The organism is Streptomyces sp. NBC_01551 (assembly GCF_026339935.1).
Lineage (GTDB): Bacteria > Actinomycetota > Actinomycetes > Streptomycetales > Streptomycetaceae > Streptomyces.
On record NZ_JAPEPX010000001.1, the window covers coordinates 6,070,124 to 6,086,580 of the forward strand.

Sequence of the window (16,457 nt, forward strand, 5' to 3'; positions counted from 1 at the left end):
AGTGATCGCATGAGCCAAAAGGGCCATAAACGCCGCCTCAAGCCCGCACACAAGGCCATCGCCGTGGTGTCCGCCCTCGTACTGGGCGGCGGCGGGGTCGTGATCATCGCCCAGGGCGCCTCCGCGGGGCAGGGATCCCGCAACGCCCCGGTGACCGCGACCATCGACTGCCCCGACGTGGGCGACCAGCTGCGCACCGTTCCCGACGCGGCGCGGGGCGACGTGGACGAGAACCTCGCCCAGCTCGACACCCAGATCGCCGACGCCTACCAGCGGCTGTCCACGGGCAAGGCCCGCGGCGACGCCCTGCTCGGCGAGCTGAAGCAGAAGCGGGGCCAGACCATCAACCGCCTCTCCGACTCGATAGGGAAGGCCGCCGAGCGCCCCAACGGCCTGGATTCGCTCAGTGCCTGCACGATGAAGCAGGCCGCGGCCGCCGATCCCGCGGACGAGGCCCCGGGCGGGAACGCCAACGCGAAGAACGCCGCCCCGCAGTCACAGCAGACCGCCCAGGCCAAGGGCGGCCCGGCGCGCAGCGACTTCGTCTCCATTTCCTCCATACGCCCCAATGTGAAGACACCCGGCAACCGGGCCGGCGCGTCCACCGGTTCGTTCTCAGTCCAGTGCGGCCGCAACGAGAACAACCACTTCAACCCGGACAACGTGATCGTGGCCCCCGGAGTGAGCAACGGCGCCCACCACATGCACGACTACGTCGGCAACAAGACCACCGACGCCTTCTCCACCAACAAGAGCCTCGCCGCCTCCGGCACCACCTGCACCAACGGCGACCAGTCCACTTACTACTGGCCCGTGCTGCGCCTGCGCGACGGCCGCGCCGAGAAGGACGTCAACGCACCCGGCGGCGGCCAGGACGCCAACATCGGCACGATCCTGAAGCCGAAGCAGGTGACGATCGACTTCAAGGGCAGCCCGAACAGCCGGGTCACGGCCATGCCGCGGTTCCTGCGGATCATCACCGGTGACGCCAAGGCCTTCACCAACGGGCCGGGCAACGCCAACGCCTCCTGGAGCTGCACCGGATTCGAGAACCGCCAGTTGAAGGACAAGTACCCGGTGTGCCCCAAGGGCAGCGACGTGGTGCGCACCTTCAAGTTCCAGAGCTGCTGGGACGGCAAGAACGTCGACAGCGCCAACCACCGCACCCACGTGGCCTTCGCCAACGGCAACGGCAGCTGCCCGAACGGCTTCAAGGCCATCCCGCAGCTGGTGCAGCGGATCGTCTACTCGGTGCCGGCCGGCTCCAAGTTCGCCGTGGACAGCTTCCCCGAGCAGCTGCACAAGCCGGTGACCGACCACGGCGACTTCATCAACGTCATGTCGGACCGCCTGATGGCCAACGCGGTGGGCTGCATCAACGGCGGCCGCGCGTGCAGGTGACCCCCTGACGGGTCGCCCCCCGAACCTTGACGGGCCGGCCTCCTGACCGGTCGGCCCGCCCCGGAACCTCGGGCGGCGCGCCCCCTCCCACCCTCCCCAGCGTCGCACCGAGAGCGGTGCCGGCCCGAAGCCGACTTCGGGCCGGCACCGCGTACGCGTTTCCGCGCCGAAGGGGCCCGCGGGCCCTCGAACCACACGAGGAGTGTCATGTCCGGCTCTCGTCACGTCACGGCCGGTCCGTCCGACCAGTACCTCACCCGCAGACTCAGGCGGTCCTTCGCGGCCGGTGCGGTGGACCAGACCGTCTGCGACCTCCTGTACCGGCGCCACCGCGCCGCCGTCCTCGCCTGCGCGCGCGCCTGCTGCCGGGTTCCGCAGGACGCGGAGGACCTCGTCTCCGAGGCCTTCATGAGGACCTTCCAGGCCGTCCGGTCCGGCGCGGGACCCCGGGACGGCTGGCGTCCTTACCTCCTGACGGTGGTGCGCCACACGGCCGTCGAGTGGCGGGCGGGCGACGGCCGCACCGTCCTGACCCCCGACGTCGAGGCGTGGTGCCGGCCCCGTCCGGCCGGCGGCGACCCGCAGCGCGAGCTGCTGGACAGCGAGGACCGCCGGCTCGTCGCCCGCTCCTTCCACACCCTGCCGGAGCGCTGGAAGGCCGTGCTGTGGCACACGCTCGTGGAGGACGACTGCCCGCACCACGTTCCGCTGCTGCTGGGCATCACCCCGAGCGCCGTCTCCTCGCTGGCCTTCCGCGCCCGTGAGGGGCTGCGCGAGGCGTACCTGAGCGCCCATCTGGAGGCGGCGACCGATGACCGGTGCCGCCACTACAGCGGCGTGCTCGGGGCGGCCGTCCGGCGCCGCGGGGTGCCGGGGGCACGCGGCCTCGCCCGGCATCTGGCGTCCTGCGGGTCCTGCGCGCGGGCGTACGCCGAGCTGCTCGACCTCGACGCGGTCCTGCGCACGGGAGCCTGCGCGGTACTCGCGGACCGTTAGGCGCACGGGCCCGGACGCGCGCGGCCGTCCCGCTCGGAACACACACGGCGGCCCCGGTCCCTCCCGCCGTTCGACGGGGAGGGACCGGGGCCGCCGGTCGTTGTCTTTACGGGCCGTGCCGCGGGCCGTTGACCGTCACAGGCCGTTGACGCGGGCCATGCGCCCCACACCCACCTGGGGCCGGAAGTCGGCCGTCACGGCGCGCGCCCTGCGGGTCACCCGGGAGTGCTGGCGCCGTACTTGGGCGATGAGACGGCGGCTGCGCAGCGCCATCTCCAGTTCGAAGCGGGTGCGCGGGTCCCGCAGTCCGGGGCCGAAGAGCTTCTCCAGCTGGCGCATGCGGTAGCGCACGGTCTGCGGGTGCACGCTCAGCGCCTTCGCCGCCTCGGGCGCGCCACCGCCCTCCAGCCAGGCGAGGAGGGTCACTTCGAGCCGCTCGCTCTGGCGCGGCGTCAGGTCCGCCAGCGGCCGCAGCCAGCGGGCGGCGAGGGCGTGCGCCAGGGGTTCGTCCTGGAGCAGCAACAGTGTCGAGAGGTGGTCGTCCACGAAGATGGCCCGCGCCTCCATGCCGGAGCGGGCCGGGGTCAGGGAGAGCAGCCGCAGCGCCCAGCGCAGCGAGGAGGCGGTGTCCCGGAGCGGGACGGTGTGGCCGACGGCGGCGAACCGCCCGCGCAGCGCGGCCTCCAGGGCGGTACGGGCCTCCGGATCGGGGCTCGGGACGAGCAGGCAGGGCTGGGCGCCGACCATGCCGGCGAGGGCGTCGTCCAGCAGGGCCGCCAGCTGCTGGGTCTCGCCGGGGGAGGCGAGGGCGACGACCCGTACTTCGGAGGGGAGGGGCCAGCCGGCGGCCCGGGAGAGTTCGACAAGTTGAATCTCGGACATGTTCATGTCACCCGTAAGGGCGGCGAAGAGCTCACGGCGGGCGCGTTCGGGCGCCGTGCCGAGCCCCTCAGGGGGGACGACCTTCAGGGGAGCGGGGTGCGCCCGTCGGCGCGGATCGGAGTGGGAGTCTGCGTGAGGGGCGCGAGGCCGTGGGATTCCGGGGCTCGCGTCGAGCACGTCGTGCTCGGGCGGGACCGCGCCCTGCTCCGGGGCCCGCTCGTGTTCCGGGGCCCGGTCGTGCTCGGCGTGCGGGTCCTGCTGCCGCGGCGTCGCGCACTCGTTGTACCCGAGGACGGTCAGCAGGCTCGCCTCGACCTGCTCCCTGGCCACCTCGTCGTCGATGTCGTCCAGCAACTCGGAGAATCCGGGGATCCCCTCACGGAGCTCCTCCACTATCCCGGCGGCGAGCGCGGGCAGCTCCTTTCGCAGGACCCGGGTCCATTCCCCGCGGGGACGGGACCAGATGCGGTTCAGAAGTTCGCACATTGTTACCTCGTTCATGCCGGGGTTGACCTGCCCCTTGGAAGGTGACAAGCCGTTCGAGGCCGTCTCCTTGCCCGTCGGCACCTTCGCCGGCGGGGTGGTCGAGCACCTCTACTCCTTCCAGGAGCGTGTCATCCACTTGCAGTCCCGCGACTTTGCCTCGATTTTGCCGTCGGGGAGGTGTGGCGGCGGACGAGGCGTCAACCACGTCGCAACCGCACCGCTGGAACGGAATCTTCCGGGGGTGCTGGGGTTGATGATGCCGCGCGAGCCAGAAGTTGTCACGATTCGATAAATACTGTGGAGGCATTGCGAACCTCCACGATGCTTCTGCACTCCGGCCCCCCGCTCCCCGGTCGGCGAGCAGCATCTCCCGCCCGCCGCGGAGCAGTTCCGACGACTACCCCCGGGCGCCGAGCGCGAGGTGGAGTGCTCGGGCCCGGGCGTATGGGAGAACTCGATGCCCTTGCCCCTGACCCGTACGCCGCGCCCACATCGGGCCCGCCGGACGAGACGCCATGCTGGCGCGGCACCCGCCGCGGCCGCCGGACGACGGGCGCTCCGGCGGCCTCCCCTGCTGTCCCCGGGCGGTGGCCCGCGCCCCGCCGCGCTCGCCCTCGGTGCGCTCGCCGCCCTGTTGTCGCTGGCCGTGGCGGCGCGCGCGGGCGCCCTGACCCGGTTGTGGGACTTCCTCGACTACGGCGCGGGCGTGCTCTCGCTCGTCTCGCTGACCTCCGCCGTCCTGTGGGGCCTGGCGGCCACCGACCGCAAGGTGCTGACGTCGGGTCACCGGCTGGTCGCCCAGGGGGCGCACCGCGGACTCGCCGTCTCCGGACTCGGTTTCCTCGCCCTGCACATCTGGGTCAAGGTGGCCGAATCCCACACGGGGGCCGCGTCCATATTCCTGCCCCTCGCGGACCGGGACAAGCCCGTCCTCATCGGGCTCGGCACCCTCGCCGGCTACCTCTTCGTCGCGGTCGCTGTCTCCGGAGCCGTCCGCAGCGCGTTCGCGACCAAGGGCCGCTCCATGTGGTGGCGCGCCCTGCACATGGGCGCGTACCCGGCGTGGGGCGCCTCGCTCGTGCACGGGCTCAAGGCCGGCCGTGCCGCGAGCCCCTGGGTGACCGTGATGTACGGCCTGTGCCTGGCCGGCGTGGCAGCCGTCCTCGCCATCCGCCTGCGGGCCAGGCTGCGGGCCATGCCCGCCCGTCCGGGAGCCGCCCAGCAGCCGGCCGCTCCCCAGGCGCCGGGGGGCCAGGCGCCGCCCCGGACGCCGCGGCCGTTCGTACGGCAGCCGGCGGAGCAGTCCGGGGAGCGGCTGACGACCAGGCTGGCGGAGCAGCTGGAGTGGCGGCCCGCGGACGAGCCGGAGCGGCAGGACCCGCCTCCGTTCCGGCCCGCCTACGATCCCTCGTACGAGCCGGCCGTGCAGGTCCAGGCGGTGAACCAGCCGTACGAGCAGCCCTTTGAACAGCCCTTCGAGCAGACCTTCGACCAGACGGTCCCGCAGCCGGTCCTGCCCACGTTTCGGTCCGCCGAACAGCCCGCCGCCCGGGCGGCCTTCACCGCCGAGGCCGTCGGGCGCTACTCCTCCCCCGTGTTCATCCCCAGCATGCGGGGGCCCGCCCCGGACGGGCTGCCCGGTGAGCAGCTCGACGGGCTGCGGGGGCGTCAGTGACGGGCGTGACGTCGCCGGCGCTCGGCTGCGTGGGGCAGCCGAGACTGCTGGCGGGCCTCGACACCGCCTCGCGGCTCGACCGCGTGGGCCACCTGACCGTGCACGGCGCGCTGCCCCAGTACCGCTCCGAGGACCTCGTGGAGCTCGCCGAGGCCATCGACCTGAGGGGCCGCGGCGGCGCGGGCTTCCCCTTCGCCCGCAAGATGCGGGCCGTCATCCGGTCCGCGCGGGCCAAGGAGGGTCGTTCCGCCGTCGTAGTCAACGGCAGCGAGGGCGAACCGAGCTGCCTCAAGGACACCGCGCTGCTGCTGCACGTCCCGCACCTGGTGATCGACGGCGCCCTGCTGGCCGGCGCCGCGCTCGGCTCCGAGGACGTGGTCCTCGGCGTCACCCGGGACGACGTGGAGCGGTCGGTGCGCGACGCCATCGCCGAACGCGGCCCGGTCGGCACCCGGCTCCGGGTCACCCGGCTGCCCGAACGCTTCGTCACGGGCGAGGGCACCTCCATGATCAACGGGCTGGACGGCGGCCCCGCGCTGCCGAACGGCCAGAAGGTACGGACCAGCGAACGCGGACTGGGCGGACTGCCCACCCTGCTGTCCAACACCGAGACGTACGCGCAGCTCGCGGTCGCCGCACGGCTCGGCGCGGCGGGCTACAACGCGGTCGGGCTGCCGGCCGAGCCCGGCACCCTGATGCTGACGGTCGGCGGCGCCACGGCCGTCGAGATCCCGAGCGGGACCTCGCTGGAGTACGTGCTGGAGCTGTGCGGATCCGGCCCCGGCCAGGGCGTCCTGGTCGGCGGTTACCACGGCCGCTGGCTGACCCCGGTGGACGCGCGCTCGGCGCTGCTCTCCCGGCAGTCCCTCGCCGCGTACGACGCGGTCCTCGGGGCCGGCGCGGTACTGCCGCTGCCCGAGGACACCTGTCCGGCCGGCGAGGTGGCCCGGGTGACCCGGTGGATGGCGGACGAGTCCGCCGGCCAGTGCGGGCCGTGCGTCAGGGGCCTGCCCGCGCTCGCGACCGCCGTGGAGGAAGTGGTCGGCGGGGGAGGGCGGGCCGCCTTCGAGGCGGTGGAGGCCCGGATGCGCTCCGTACGGGGCCGGGGCGCGTGCAGCCACCCCGACGGCACGTCCTCCTTCGTGGCGTCCGCGTTCGCCGTCTTCCCGGACGAGCTGCGCGACCACGCGCTCGGCAGCGGCTGCGGGCGGCGCGTGCTCGGGGCCCTGCCGCTGCCCGCCGACGAGAACCCCGAACGGCTCGTCGTGGACTGGACGTTGTGCAGGGGACACGGGCTCTGCGTGGACCTGCTGCCCGACGTCGTGCGCCTGGACGCCGACGGATTCCCGGCGCAGGCGGTCATGCCGGTCCCCGGACGGCTGCGCCCGAAGGCGCTGCGCGCGGTGCGCCGCTGCCCCGCGCTCGCCCTGCGTATCCAGGAATGACCTGCCGGTGAACGGCCGCGGCCCGGCCGAGTTCATCGTTTGGCGCGATCTGACAAATTCCGCTTGATCCGAATTTTAAACGCTCCGCAGGTTCTATGAATAAGGCAGTACACGAAAGCACCGGATGGAACCCGAAGGAGTGATCGTGAAGAACAAGCGTCGTGGGATGGCAGCCGGATCCGTGGCCGCGGTAATGCTGCTGGCGGCAGGGTGCGGACTCGGTGACAGCAGTTCCGCAAAGAACGCGAATTCCGTTCTGCCGGCGAGTGACAGCAAGGCCATAGGCGCCGGCAGCGGATACGGGGCGGATTACGGATCCGGCGGCGCCGGCACGAATCCCTCGGCCGGCTCGGCCTCCGCCGTCGGGGGCAAGACCGGGCCGGCCGGACAGCTGGCGGTACGGGACATCCCGGAGGTGGGAAGCGTGGTCACCGACAACGCCGGAGCCACCCTCTACCGCTTCGACAAGGACACCAACAAGCCGCCCAAGTCCAACTGCGACGGGGACTGCGCGGCGGCCTGGCCCGCCGTTCCGGCCTCCGACGTCTCGGCCTCCGAGGGCATCGACGCCGCCCTGATCGGCGAGGTCGTCCGCACCGACGGCAGCAAGCAGCTGACGCTCGGCGGCTGGCCCGTCTACCGCTACGCCAAGGACACCCAGGCGGGTGACGCGAAGGGCGAGGGCGTCGGCGGCACCTGGCACGCGCTGGCGGCCGACGGGAAGAAGGCCATCGACCAGAAGGGCGGCGATCAGAAGGGCGGCGATCAGAAGGGCGGCGACCAGGGCGGCGAAGGCGAGTACGGGGCCGGCCAGAACGGCGCCGAGAAACCCAAGACGGACAGCCATGCCGGAATGGGGGACAAGACCGGAAAGGCGGGCGCGGAACTGTCCATGGTGGTCAATGAGAAACTCGGGAAGATTCTCGTGGACGCCAAGGGGCGCACGCTCTACCGATTCGACAAGGACAGCGCCTGGCCGATGAAGTTCGGTTGCCTGGGAGCCTGCCTGGACACCTGGAAGCCGGCCGCGCCGGTGGACAAGACGAAGGCGTCCGGAATTCCCTCCGCACTGGTCGGCTCGGTGAAGCGGCCCGACGGATCGATGCAATTGACCATCGACTGCTGGCCCGTCTACCTCTTCACCGGGGACACCGAACCCGGGCAGACGAACGGGCACAACAAGCAGGGCCTCTGGTTCGCGGTCACCGACGGCGGCAAGAAGGTCCCGGCGGGCGGGTAGTGCGAGGCCCCGGCCCGACCCGAGCCGCTCCCGAAACGGTGTGAGACCCGTGCGTCCGCCCCCGCCCCGTCCCCCCACCCGCGAACCCGTCCCGGACCCCTGTGAGGGAGAAGTGCCGATTTCACCCCGCGTCACCGCCCGCCACGTGCTGCCCTGTGTCGCCGTGATGTTCGCGTCCCTGCTGTGCGGCGGATGCGCCGGGCAGCACACCGCGGCACACCGGGCCGAGGCGGGCGCCCCCGCCCCCACCTCCACCGCCCGCCCCGCCTCGCTCCAGGACATCGCCACCGCCCTCGGCTGCACGGCCGAGATCATGGTCGACGCGGAGGAGCTGCGCGAGGGGGCGTGCGGGGCGGGGGAGGACGCGTACCGGATGCTCACCTTCGCCGCCGACCAGGGGCAGAAGGCCTGGCTGGACGAGTCCAGGAACTACGGCGGCACCTACCTCGTGGGCAACCGCTGGGTCGTGGTCGCCGCCTCGGCCGACGCCTTGGCGCCCCTGAAGGAGCGGCTCGGCGGAACCGTGGAGACCGGCACCTCCCACTCCGGCTCCTCCCACTCGGGCGCGTCCGAGGCCGGTACCCCCGAGGCCGGTACTCCGCAGGCCGGTACTCCCGAGTCGGGCAGCCCCGAGTCGGGCACGCCTGAGGCCGGCAACCCTGACGCCGGCTCCCCCCACTCCGGCTCCCCCCACGGCGGTCACGAAGCCGGCGGCGGCTCCTCGTAGCGCGCCGCCGTACGGCCCGGCGGCCGGCCCCGCGCGACCGTTGGGGTGACACCGCGCGTGCGGCCCGGCCGCCGGGCCCCGCGCGCGGCGGCCGGTGCCGTACGGTCCGGACGTGACCGACGCGACCGATGCGAACGCGACCCACGCCCAGGACCCCCTGCGCGTGCTCGTCCTGGCGGGATCCTCCCGCGAAGGCTCCGTGAACGCCCGGCTGGCCGCGCTCGTCGCGGGGCAGGTCGAGCGCTCCGGCGCCCGGGTGGACCTCGCCCGGATCCGGGACTTCGAGATGCCCGTGTACGACGGCGACACCGAGGCGGATCAGGGCCAGCCGCCGGGCGCGGGCGCCCTGCGAGACCGGCTCCTGGCGGCCCAGGCCCTGGTCATCGCCTCGCCCGAGTACAACGCCTCGCTGCCCGGCGTCCTCAAGAACGCCATCGACTGGGTCTCCCGGTTCCGGCCCCAGCCGTTCAAGGACAAGCAGACCCTCCTCGTATCGGCCTCGCCGTCGATGGTCGGCGGCAACCGGGGCCTGTGGGCGCTGCGCGTCCCCCTCGAACACCTCGGCGCACGCGTCTACCCCGACATGTTCAGCCTCGCCATGGCGCACTCCGCCTTCGGCGCCGACGGCGAACTGACGGACGAGGGCCTGCGCGAGCGGCTCGCCGCCACCGTCGACTCCTTCCTCGCCCTCGCCGAGGCCGACGTCCGCTACCTCTCCCTCCAGCGGCGCTGGTACGAGTTCCTCGGCGACGAGAGCAGCGCCGCCGTCACCCAGCGCGCAGAGGGCTGAGCCGCCGCCGTCCGGTGCGGCCGCGAGGCTGCCGGTCCAGTGGAGTCGAGGGACGATGGGAGACACCCCGGGGTGCGTGCCGATGGTCTTGAACAGAGCGGGTCGACCCACCGCTCACTGCGCCGGGGACGGGAAGGAGGGGCCGGCATGAGCGCGGCGGATGCCTTCCGGGCCCGCCCGGACGCGGGGGCCGCCGACCCGTCCGCCGGGCCGGGCCTCCTCGACGTGCTGGGCGTCGCGGCGGTGGTGCTCGACGACGAGGGGCGGATCGCGCTGTGGAGCCCCCAGGCCGAGGAACTGTTCGGCTACAGCGCCAAGGAGGTGCTCGGTCGGTTCGCGGGCCACCTGCTCGTCGACGAGCAGCACCTGGAGCTGGTCGTCACGCTCTTCGACGAGGTCATGAACGGCTCGGGCGCGTGGTCCGGGATGTTCCCCGTACGCCACAGGGACGGCAGCACCCTGTACACCGAGTTCCGCAACATGCGGCTGGAGGACCGCCAGGGCCGGCGCTACGCCCTCGGCATCGCCTCCGACCAGGCCACCCTGCGGCGCCTGGAGCGCGACCTGGCGCTGTCGATGCGGCTCGTCGCCCAGTCGCCGATCGGCCTCGCCGTCATGGACACCGACCTGCGCTACGTCCTCGTCAACCCGGCGCTCGAACGCCTCAACGGCCTGCCGGTCGCGCAGCACCTCGGCAAACGCGTCCACGAGGCCCTGCCGCAGCTGGACGCGATGCCCATCGAGTCGGCCATGCGCGAGGTCCTGAACAGCGGCACGCCGCAGCTGAACCAGTTCACCACCGGCCGCACCCCCGCCGATCCCGGGCACGACCACGCCTGGTCGGTGTCCGTCTACCGGCTCGACGACCCCGCCGGGCGGCCGATGGGAGTCGCCGCCTCCGTCGTGGACGTCACCGCGCAGCACAAGTCGGCGACCGCCGTCGCGCTGGCACGACAGCGGCTCGCCCTGATCGCCGACGCCTCCGTGCGCATCGGCACCACGCTCGACCTCGGCGTCACCGCCCGCGAACTGGGCGAGATCGCCGTCCCCGAGCTCGCCGACCTGGCGACGGTCGACATCCTGGACTCCGTCCTCGCGGCCGACCACCCGCCCGAGCTGCCGAAGGACGAGGCCGTGCAGATCCGCGCCCTCGCCATCAAGGCGGCCTACCCGACGCCCGCCACACTCGCCGCGGACCCCGTCGGCGAACTCGCCCGCTACGACGCCACCCGGCTGGTCACCCAGTGCGTGCGCACCGGCCGGATCATCCTCGTCGCGCACGTCTCGGACCAGGACCTGGGCCGCATCGCCCGGGACGCCGAGGCCGCGGCCCTCCTCGCCGAGGCCGGCATCCACTCGTACCTCGCCGTGCCGCTGATCGCCCGCGGCGAGGTCATCGGCGTCCTCGGCCTCCAACGCACCCGCAACCCCCTGCCGTTCGACCACGACGACGTCCTGCTCGCGGGGGAACTCGCCGCCCGCGCCGCCGTCTGCATCGACAACGCCCGCTGGTACCAGAAGCAGAGGCACGCCGCCCTCACCCTCCAGCGCCATCTGCTGCCCCATCAGCCGACCCCCACCCCGGGGCTGGAGATCGCCTACCGCTACCAGCCCGCCGCGGCCGTCGGCGAGGTCGGCGGCGACTGGTTCGACGTCATCCCGCTGCCCGACGACAAGACCGCCCTCGTCGTCGGAGACGTCATGGGCAGCGGCATCAACGCCGCCGCCACCATGGGCCAGCTCCGCACCGCCGCCCGCACCCTGGCCGAGCTCGACCTCGACCCGGCGATGGTCCTGACCCGCCTCGACCACACCACCACCGGGCTCGGGCACACCATGGCCACCTGCGTCATCGCCGTCTACGACCCGAACCACAACCGCTGCCGCATCGCCAGCGCCGGCCACCTGCCGCCCGTACGGACCCGGCCGGGGCGGCCGCCGGAGCTCCTCGACCTGCCGACCGGGGCGCCCCTGGGAGTCGGCGGCGTCCCCTTCGAGGCCATCACCGTCGACCTCGCCATCGGCGACGGACTGGTCCTCTACACCGACGGCCTCGTCGAAACCCGCGACCAGGACATCGACGTCCGCCTGAACACCCTGACCGGGCTGCTCAGCCGTCCCGGCCCCTCCCTCGAAGAGACCTGCGACCTGCTGCTCAGCGAGCTCCGCCGGCCGGACGACCGCGACGACGTCGCCCTGCTGATCGCGCGCACCCGGCCGCTGACGGGCGGCTGACGCCGCCGGGGTTAATTGCGGTGCCGGAACGGGAGTTGATCCCTAGACTCTTCCTCGTGCACCGCCACCAGAGCGCGGTGCGTTCATCCGTCGAGCGAGGGGAGCCGGGCCGTGTGTCACCACACCGCTGTCGACGTTCCCCGGTCGCGGTACGACGTGATCCTGGTGTCTTCCCTTTCCCGGTGACGGCCGCGCGGCCCTCACCGGACGTCCGGGACGAAGAAACGAAGCCCTTTCCCCTCGCGGCCGCCCGCGCCGCCGTGTGACGCCCGCCCGCGCGCAACGCGCCGCGCAGGACGGGACGTACGCACCGCCGCGCACCCGCCGTTTCGCCCGGAAATCGCGCTGCCCTTTTCTCGATCATCCAGAAAGGCCCTGGGCCATGCGCACCACCACCAACACCAACACGTTCCGCGCGGTCGCCGCCACCGTCCGCAACCTCGGCATCCTCGCGCACGTCGACGCCGGGAAGACGACCCTCACCGAGCGCGTCCTCTACGCCACCGGCGCCATCCACAAGCGCGGCGAGGTCCATCAGGGGACGACCGTCACCGACTGCGACACGCAGGAACGCGACCGCGGCATCACCATCTTCGCCGCGGCCGTCAGCTGCGACTGGGACGGCCACCGGATCAACCTCATCGACACCCCGGGACACGTCGACTTCTCCGACGAGGTGGAGCGGTCGCTGCGCGTCCTCGACGGCGCGGTCGCGGTCTTCGACGCCGTCGCGGGCGTCGAACCGCAGAGCGAGTCGGTGTGGCGGCAGGCGGACCGGCACGGCGTGCCGCGCATCGCGTTCGTCAACAAGATGGACCGCGTCGGCGCCGACCTCGACGAGGCCGTCGCCTCCCTGCGGGAACGGCTCCACGTCGTTCCGCTGGTGGTCCAGCTGCCCATCGGGCGGGAGGACGGCTTCGCCGGCGTCGTGGACCTGCTCCGGATGCGCTCGCTGCTCTGGGGCGCGGAGCAGGAGACGTACACCGTCGCCGAGGTGCCCGACGAGCTGCGCGAGGAGGCGCGGCGGCGGCGCCGGCTGCTCGACGAGCAGGTGGCGGAGCTCCATCCGGCCGCCCTGGAGGAGTACTGCGCCACGTCCGCGCTCTCGGAGCGGACGCTGGCCGGCGCTCTGCGCGAGCTGACCGTCGGCGGCGAGGGCGTGGTCGTGCTGTGCGGAACGGCGTACCGGAACCGGGGCGTCGAGCCGCTCCTCGACGCGATCGTGGCCTACCTCCCCTCGCCCGCCGACATGCCGCCGGTACGGGGCACCCTCGGCGCGGTCGAGCAGGAACGCGCCGCCGACCCGGCGGCGCCGTTCGCCGCGCTCGCCTTCAAGGTGAACGCGACGGCGACGGGAAGGCTGACCTGCCTTCGCGTGTACTCGGGAACGATCCGGAAGGGAGACACCGTGCTGGACGCGGCCGCGGGCAAGACCGAGCGGATCGGCCGGGTCCTACGGGTACAGGCCGACCGGCACGCCGAGGTGGAGCAGGCGGTGGCCGGGGACATCGTCGCGGTGGTCGGCCTCAAGACCACGCGCGCCGGGTCCACGCTGTGCGCACCCGACGCCCCGCTGGTCCTCGAACCGCCCACGGTGGCCACACCGGTGGTGTCCGTGGCGGTCGAGGCGCGCTCCAGCACCGACACCGGGCGGCTGTCGTCGGCGCTGGCCCGGCTGGTCGAGGAGGATCCGTCGCTGACGGTACGGACGGATCCCGAGACCGGCCAGACCGTGCTGTCGGGGATGGGCGAGCTGCACCTGGAGGTCGCGGTGGAGAAGATCCGCCGCAGCCACGGGCTCCAGGTCGATGTCGGCCGCCCGCGGGTCGCCTACCGGGAGACGGTGGCACGCGGGGTGTCGGGCCTGGTGTACCGGCACGTCAAACAGGACGGAGGCGCGGGTCAGTTCGCCCATGTGGTCATCGACGTCGAGCCCCTCGACGGTGAGGGGTTCGAGTTCCGCTCGACCGTCGTCGGCGGCCGGGTGCCGCAGGAGTTCGTCCGCGCGGTGGAGGCGGGCTGCCGGGACGCGCTCGTCGAGGGTCCCCTCGGCGGGCACCCGGTGACGGGGCTGCGGGTCACCCTGACCGACGGTGCCACGCACTCCAAGGACTCCTCGGAGATGGCGTTCCGGGCCGCGGGTCGCTTCGGGCTGCGCGAAGCCCTGCGGGCCGGGGTCATGGAGCTGCTGGAACCGGTCGTCGAGGTCGTGGTGACGGTCCCCGACGACGCCGTCGGCGGGGTCCTCGGTGACCTGGCGGCGCGCCGCGGCAGGGTCTCCGGCTCGGCCGCGCGCACCGGGACCACCGTGGTCACGGCGGCCGTGCCGCTGGCCGAGCTGTTCGGCTACGCGTCCCGGCTCCGCAGCCGCACCCAGGGCCGCGGCACCTTCACCGCCCGCCCCACGGGCTACGCCCCGGCCCCGGCCACCACCGAAACCCTGCCGGCCTAGCCCCCCACCCCCGCCCCCGCCCGCCCTCGGCGGGCGGGGGCGGGGACAGGGGGTCAGCCGGTGCGGGTGAAGGTCATGACGAAGTCGGTCATGTGGCGGACCCGGGGCGTGGTGGGGTCCGGGAGGGCCAGGAGGCGGGTGCGGGCTTCGGCGACGATCGGGAGGTCGGCGCCGGAGACCGGCCAGGCACCGGTGAAGAGGCCGCCGGAGAGGGAATCGGCCATCTGGCGGGGGGAGACCTCGAAGGTGGCCGGGCGTTCGCTCGCCGTGCCCCCGTAGACCAGGCCGTACGCATCGGCGGTCGGGGCCAGGGCCCGGGGGCCGTCCTGGCGGGTGCCGCCGGGGTCCAGGCGGTCCTCCAGGTCGTTCACGATCCGCCCGATGTCGTCCGTCGGGCGGATCCCCCGGGCCGGGATCACCAGGTAGCGGCCGCCCGGCCGCAGGACCCGGGCGACCTCCCGGAAGACGGCCGCCCGGTCCACCCCGGTGTGCAGCAGCCAGGTGGACACCGCCTGCGACACCGACGCGTCGCGCACCGGAAGCCGGCCGGCGTCGGCCACCGCCACCCGCTGCCCCAGCCGGCCCCGGGCCAGCGCGAGCATGCCGGGGGAGAGGTCGAGGCCGCACACCCGGTGGCCCCGGGCCACCAGCTCGGCGGCCACGACGCCGGTGCCGACGCCGATGTCGAGTACGGGACGCGCCGGATCCAACAGCGGCGCCAACTGGTCGGCGAACCCCGCGGCGCGGGCGGTCCCGCCGCGCGAGGCGTCGTAGACGGGGGCTATCTCGTCGAACTCCGCGGTACCGGAGGCCGATGCCATGGGGGATTCCTCTCCGTCGCGGTCTACGGCTGCGGTGTGAAGGTCACCGGCAGCGTGGCCATCCCGCGCAGGATGCCCTCGCGCCGGCTCAGGGTCTCGTCCGGAGCGGCCAGCTCCAGGTCGGGGAAGCGCCGCAGCAGGGTGCCGATCGCGACCCTGGCCTCCGCGCGGGCCAGCGGCGCGCCCAGGCAGAAGTGCACGCCGTGCCCGAACGCGAGCTGCTGCGGCACCTCGCGCCGGGCGACGTCCAGGATGTCGGGCCGGTCGTAGCGCGCCGGGTCGCGGTTGGCCGCCGCCAGCCCGATGATGATCATCTCGCCGGCCGGGATCGTGACGCCGCCGATCTCGAAGTCCTCGACGGTGAAGCGGGCGACACCCCGGCTGACCGGCCCCTCGTAGCGCAGCAGTTCCTCGATGGCGCCGGGGAGCAGCGCGGGATCGTCGCGCAGCGCTGCGAACTGCTCGGGGTGGCGCAGGAGGGCGTGGACGCCGTTGGCGATGAGACTGGCGGTCGTCTCGTGCCCGGCGAGGGTGATCAGGATCGCCATCGCCATCAGTTCGCGGTCGCTGATCCGCTCCTCGGCCTGCGCCGCGCACAGCGCGCTGAGCAGGTCATCGCGCGGCTCGGCCTTCCGCAGCGCCAGCAACGGTTCGTAGAACTCGGTGAGTTCGGCCCGTGCCCGGGCCCCCTTGGCGAGCCGCTCCGGGGTGTTGGGCGGCATGATGAGCCCGACCGCCAGTTTGGCGAAATCCGGCCGCCCCTCGGCCGGAATGCCGATGAGCTCACCGAGGACGGCCATCGGGAGCGGCAGCGCGAACTCGGAGACCAGATCGGCGGATCCCCTGTCGGCGATCGCGTCGAGGTGGGCGTCGGTGTGCTCCTGGATCCGGGGCGCCAGCTCGTCCACGCGGCGCGCGGTGAAGGCCTTGGACACGAGGTTGCGCAGGCGCGTGTGGTCCTCGCCGTTGGCCACGAGCATGCTGGCCATCAGGACGTTGGTGCGCTCCTGGTGGGCCATCTCCTGTGCCAGGCCGGTCACTCGGACGGGGCTGCTGCTGAGCCGGGGGTCGGTGAGCGCCGACACCGCCTCCTCATAGCCGGTGACCATCCAGACTTCAAGGGTGGGATTCAGCCGTGCGCGCTGAACTACCCCGTGCTCTCGTATTCGCTCGAAAAGCGGATAGGGATCGGGCTGTTGAGCAACGTTTACCGGCACATCGTGAACGATCGTCTGGCCTTGCTCGGGCATCCGTAACTCCCCGAAGTCATGGAAAAGTTCTGTGGCAGGTAGTCATACCAGCCAGCC

13 protein-coding genes are annotated in these 16,457 nt (G+C 73.1%); 10 read left to right on the top strand and 3 right to left on the bottom strand.

Annotation, left to right across the window (positions count from 1 at the left end):
- The first annotated feature begins 9 nt into the window (after positions 1-9).
- Together OG982_RS27390 and OG982_RS27395 are read left to right on the top strand one after the other, a co-directional pair.
- Positions 10-1,401 carry a DUF1996 domain-containing protein gene (locus tag OG982_RS27390; RefSeq protein WP_266949551.1) on the top strand — a complete coding sequence of 464 codons (1,392 nt, stop codon included), beginning with the start codon at positions 10-12 and terminating at the stop codon, positions 1,399-1,401.
- Between the two features lie 207 nt (positions 1,402-1,608).
- Positions 1,609-2,397: an RNA polymerase sigma factor gene (locus OG982_RS27395; protein WP_266782379.1), complete on the top strand. Its 789-nt coding sequence runs from the start codon at positions 1,609-1,611 to the stop codon at positions 2,395-2,397.
- 135 nt (positions 2,398-2,532) lie between these two features.
- On the opposite strand, the gene OG982_RS27400 is transcribed toward OG982_RS27395, so the two are convergent.
- Positions 2,533-3,765 (bottom strand): CdaR family transcriptional regulator, encoded by a 1,233-nt coding sequence (locus OG982_RS27400; protein WP_266791682.1) that lies wholly within the window; start codon positions 3,763-3,765, stop codon positions 2,533-2,535.
- A 34-nt stretch (positions 3,766-3,799) separates the two neighbouring features.
- Between OG982_RS27400 and OG982_RS27405 the strand changes: the two genes are divergently transcribed.
- The 8 genes from OG982_RS27405 to fusA all read left to right on the top strand — a co-directional run bounded on the left by OG982_RS27405 (position 3,800) and on the right by fusA (position 14,329).
- Positions 3,800-4,057: a hypothetical protein gene (locus OG982_RS27405; RefSeq protein WP_266782377.1), complete on the top strand. Its 258-nt coding sequence runs from the start codon at positions 3,800-3,802 to the stop codon at positions 4,055-4,057.
- A gap of 165 nt (positions 4,058-4,222) precedes the next feature.
- A complete protein-coding gene (locus OG982_RS27410) occupies positions 4,223-5,440 on the top strand; it encodes a hypothetical protein (protein WP_266782375.1) in 1,218 nt (405 codons plus the stop codon).
- Complete coding sequence (locus OG982_RS27415) at positions 5,437-6,885, top strand: NADH-quinone oxidoreductase subunit NuoF family protein (RefSeq protein ID WP_266782373.1); 1,449 nt, start codon at positions 5,437-5,439, stop codon at positions 6,883-6,885. The genes OG982_RS27410 and OG982_RS27415 overlap by 4 nt, the downstream gene beginning before the upstream one ends.
- 145 nt (positions 6,886-7,030) lie before the next feature.
- Positions 7,031-8,125 (top strand): SCO0930 family lipoprotein, encoded by a 1,095-nt coding sequence (locus tag OG982_RS27420; protein WP_266949552.1) that lies wholly within the window; start codon positions 7,031-7,033, stop codon positions 8,123-8,125.
- Between the two features lie 112 nt (positions 8,126-8,237).
- Positions 8,238-8,852: a hypothetical protein gene (locus tag OG982_RS27425; RefSeq protein WP_266782369.1), complete on the top strand. Its 615-nt coding sequence runs from the start codon at positions 8,238-8,240 to the stop codon at positions 8,850-8,852.
- A gap of 112 nt (positions 8,853-8,964) precedes the next feature.
- Positions 8,965-9,642 (top strand): NADPH-dependent FMN reductase, encoded by a 678-nt coding sequence (locus OG982_RS27430; protein WP_266782367.1) that lies wholly within the window; start codon positions 8,965-8,967, stop codon positions 9,640-9,642.
- Between the two features lie 147 nt (positions 9,643-9,789).
- A complete protein-coding gene (locus tag OG982_RS27435) occupies positions 9,790-11,877 on the top strand; it encodes a SpoIIE family protein phosphatase (protein WP_266949553.1) in 2,088 nt (695 codons plus the stop codon).
- Between the two features lie 382 nt (positions 11,878-12,259).
- Complete coding sequence (gene fusA, locus OG982_RS27440) at positions 12,260-14,329, top strand: elongation factor G (RefSeq protein ID WP_266949554.1); 2,070 nt, start codon at positions 12,260-12,262, stop codon at positions 14,327-14,329.
- A gap of 53 nt (positions 14,330-14,382) precedes the next feature.
- Here fusA and OG982_RS27445 read toward each other — a convergent pair whose 3' ends face one another.
- Together OG982_RS27445 and OG982_RS27450 are read right to left on the bottom strand one after the other, a co-directional pair.
- Positions 14,383-15,150 carry a class I SAM-dependent methyltransferase gene (locus OG982_RS27445; protein WP_266949555.1) on the bottom strand — a complete coding sequence of 256 codons (768 nt, stop codon included), beginning with the start codon at positions 15,148-15,150 and terminating at the stop codon, positions 14,383-14,385.
- A gap of 23 nt (positions 15,151-15,173) precedes the next feature.
- Positions 15,174-16,259 carry a cytochrome P450 gene (locus OG982_RS27450; protein WP_266782360.1) on the bottom strand — a complete coding sequence of 362 codons (1,086 nt, stop codon included), beginning with the start codon at positions 16,257-16,259 and terminating at the stop codon, positions 15,174-15,176.
- Positions 16,260-16,457 lie beyond the last annotated feature (198 nt).

Bases quoted from the DNA above. Each gene is read 5' to 3' on its own strand.
- OG982_RS27390 (WP_266949551.1), top strand. From the start codon at position 10: ATGAGCCAAAAGGGCCATAAACGCCGCCTCAAGCCCGCACACAAGGCC.
- OG982_RS27395 (WP_266782379.1), top strand. From the start codon at position 1,609: ATGTCCGGCTCTCGTCACGTCACGGCCGGTCCGTCCGACCAGTACCTC.
- OG982_RS27400 (WP_266791682.1), bottom strand. From the start codon at position 3,765: ATGTGCGAACTTCTGAACCGCATCTGGTCCCGTCCCCGCGGGGAATGG.
- OG982_RS27410 (WP_266782375.1), top strand. From the start codon at position 4,223: ATGCCCTTGCCCCTGACCCGTACGCCGCGCCCACATCGGGCCCGCCGG.
- OG982_RS27435 (WP_266949553.1), top strand. From the start codon at position 9,790: ATGAGCGCGGCGGATGCCTTCCGGGCCCGCCCGGACGCGGGGGCCGCC.
- fusA (WP_266949554.1), top strand. From the start codon at position 12,260: ATGCGCACCACCACCAACACCAACACGTTCCGCGCGGTCGCCGCCACC.
- OG982_RS27445 (WP_266949555.1), bottom strand. From the start codon at position 15,150: ATGGCATCGGCCTCCGGTACCGCGGAGTTCGACGAGATAGCCCCCGTC.
- OG982_RS27450 (WP_266782360.1), bottom strand. From the start codon at position 16,259: ATGGTCACCGGCTATGAGGAGGCGGTGTCGGCGCTCACCGACCCCCGG.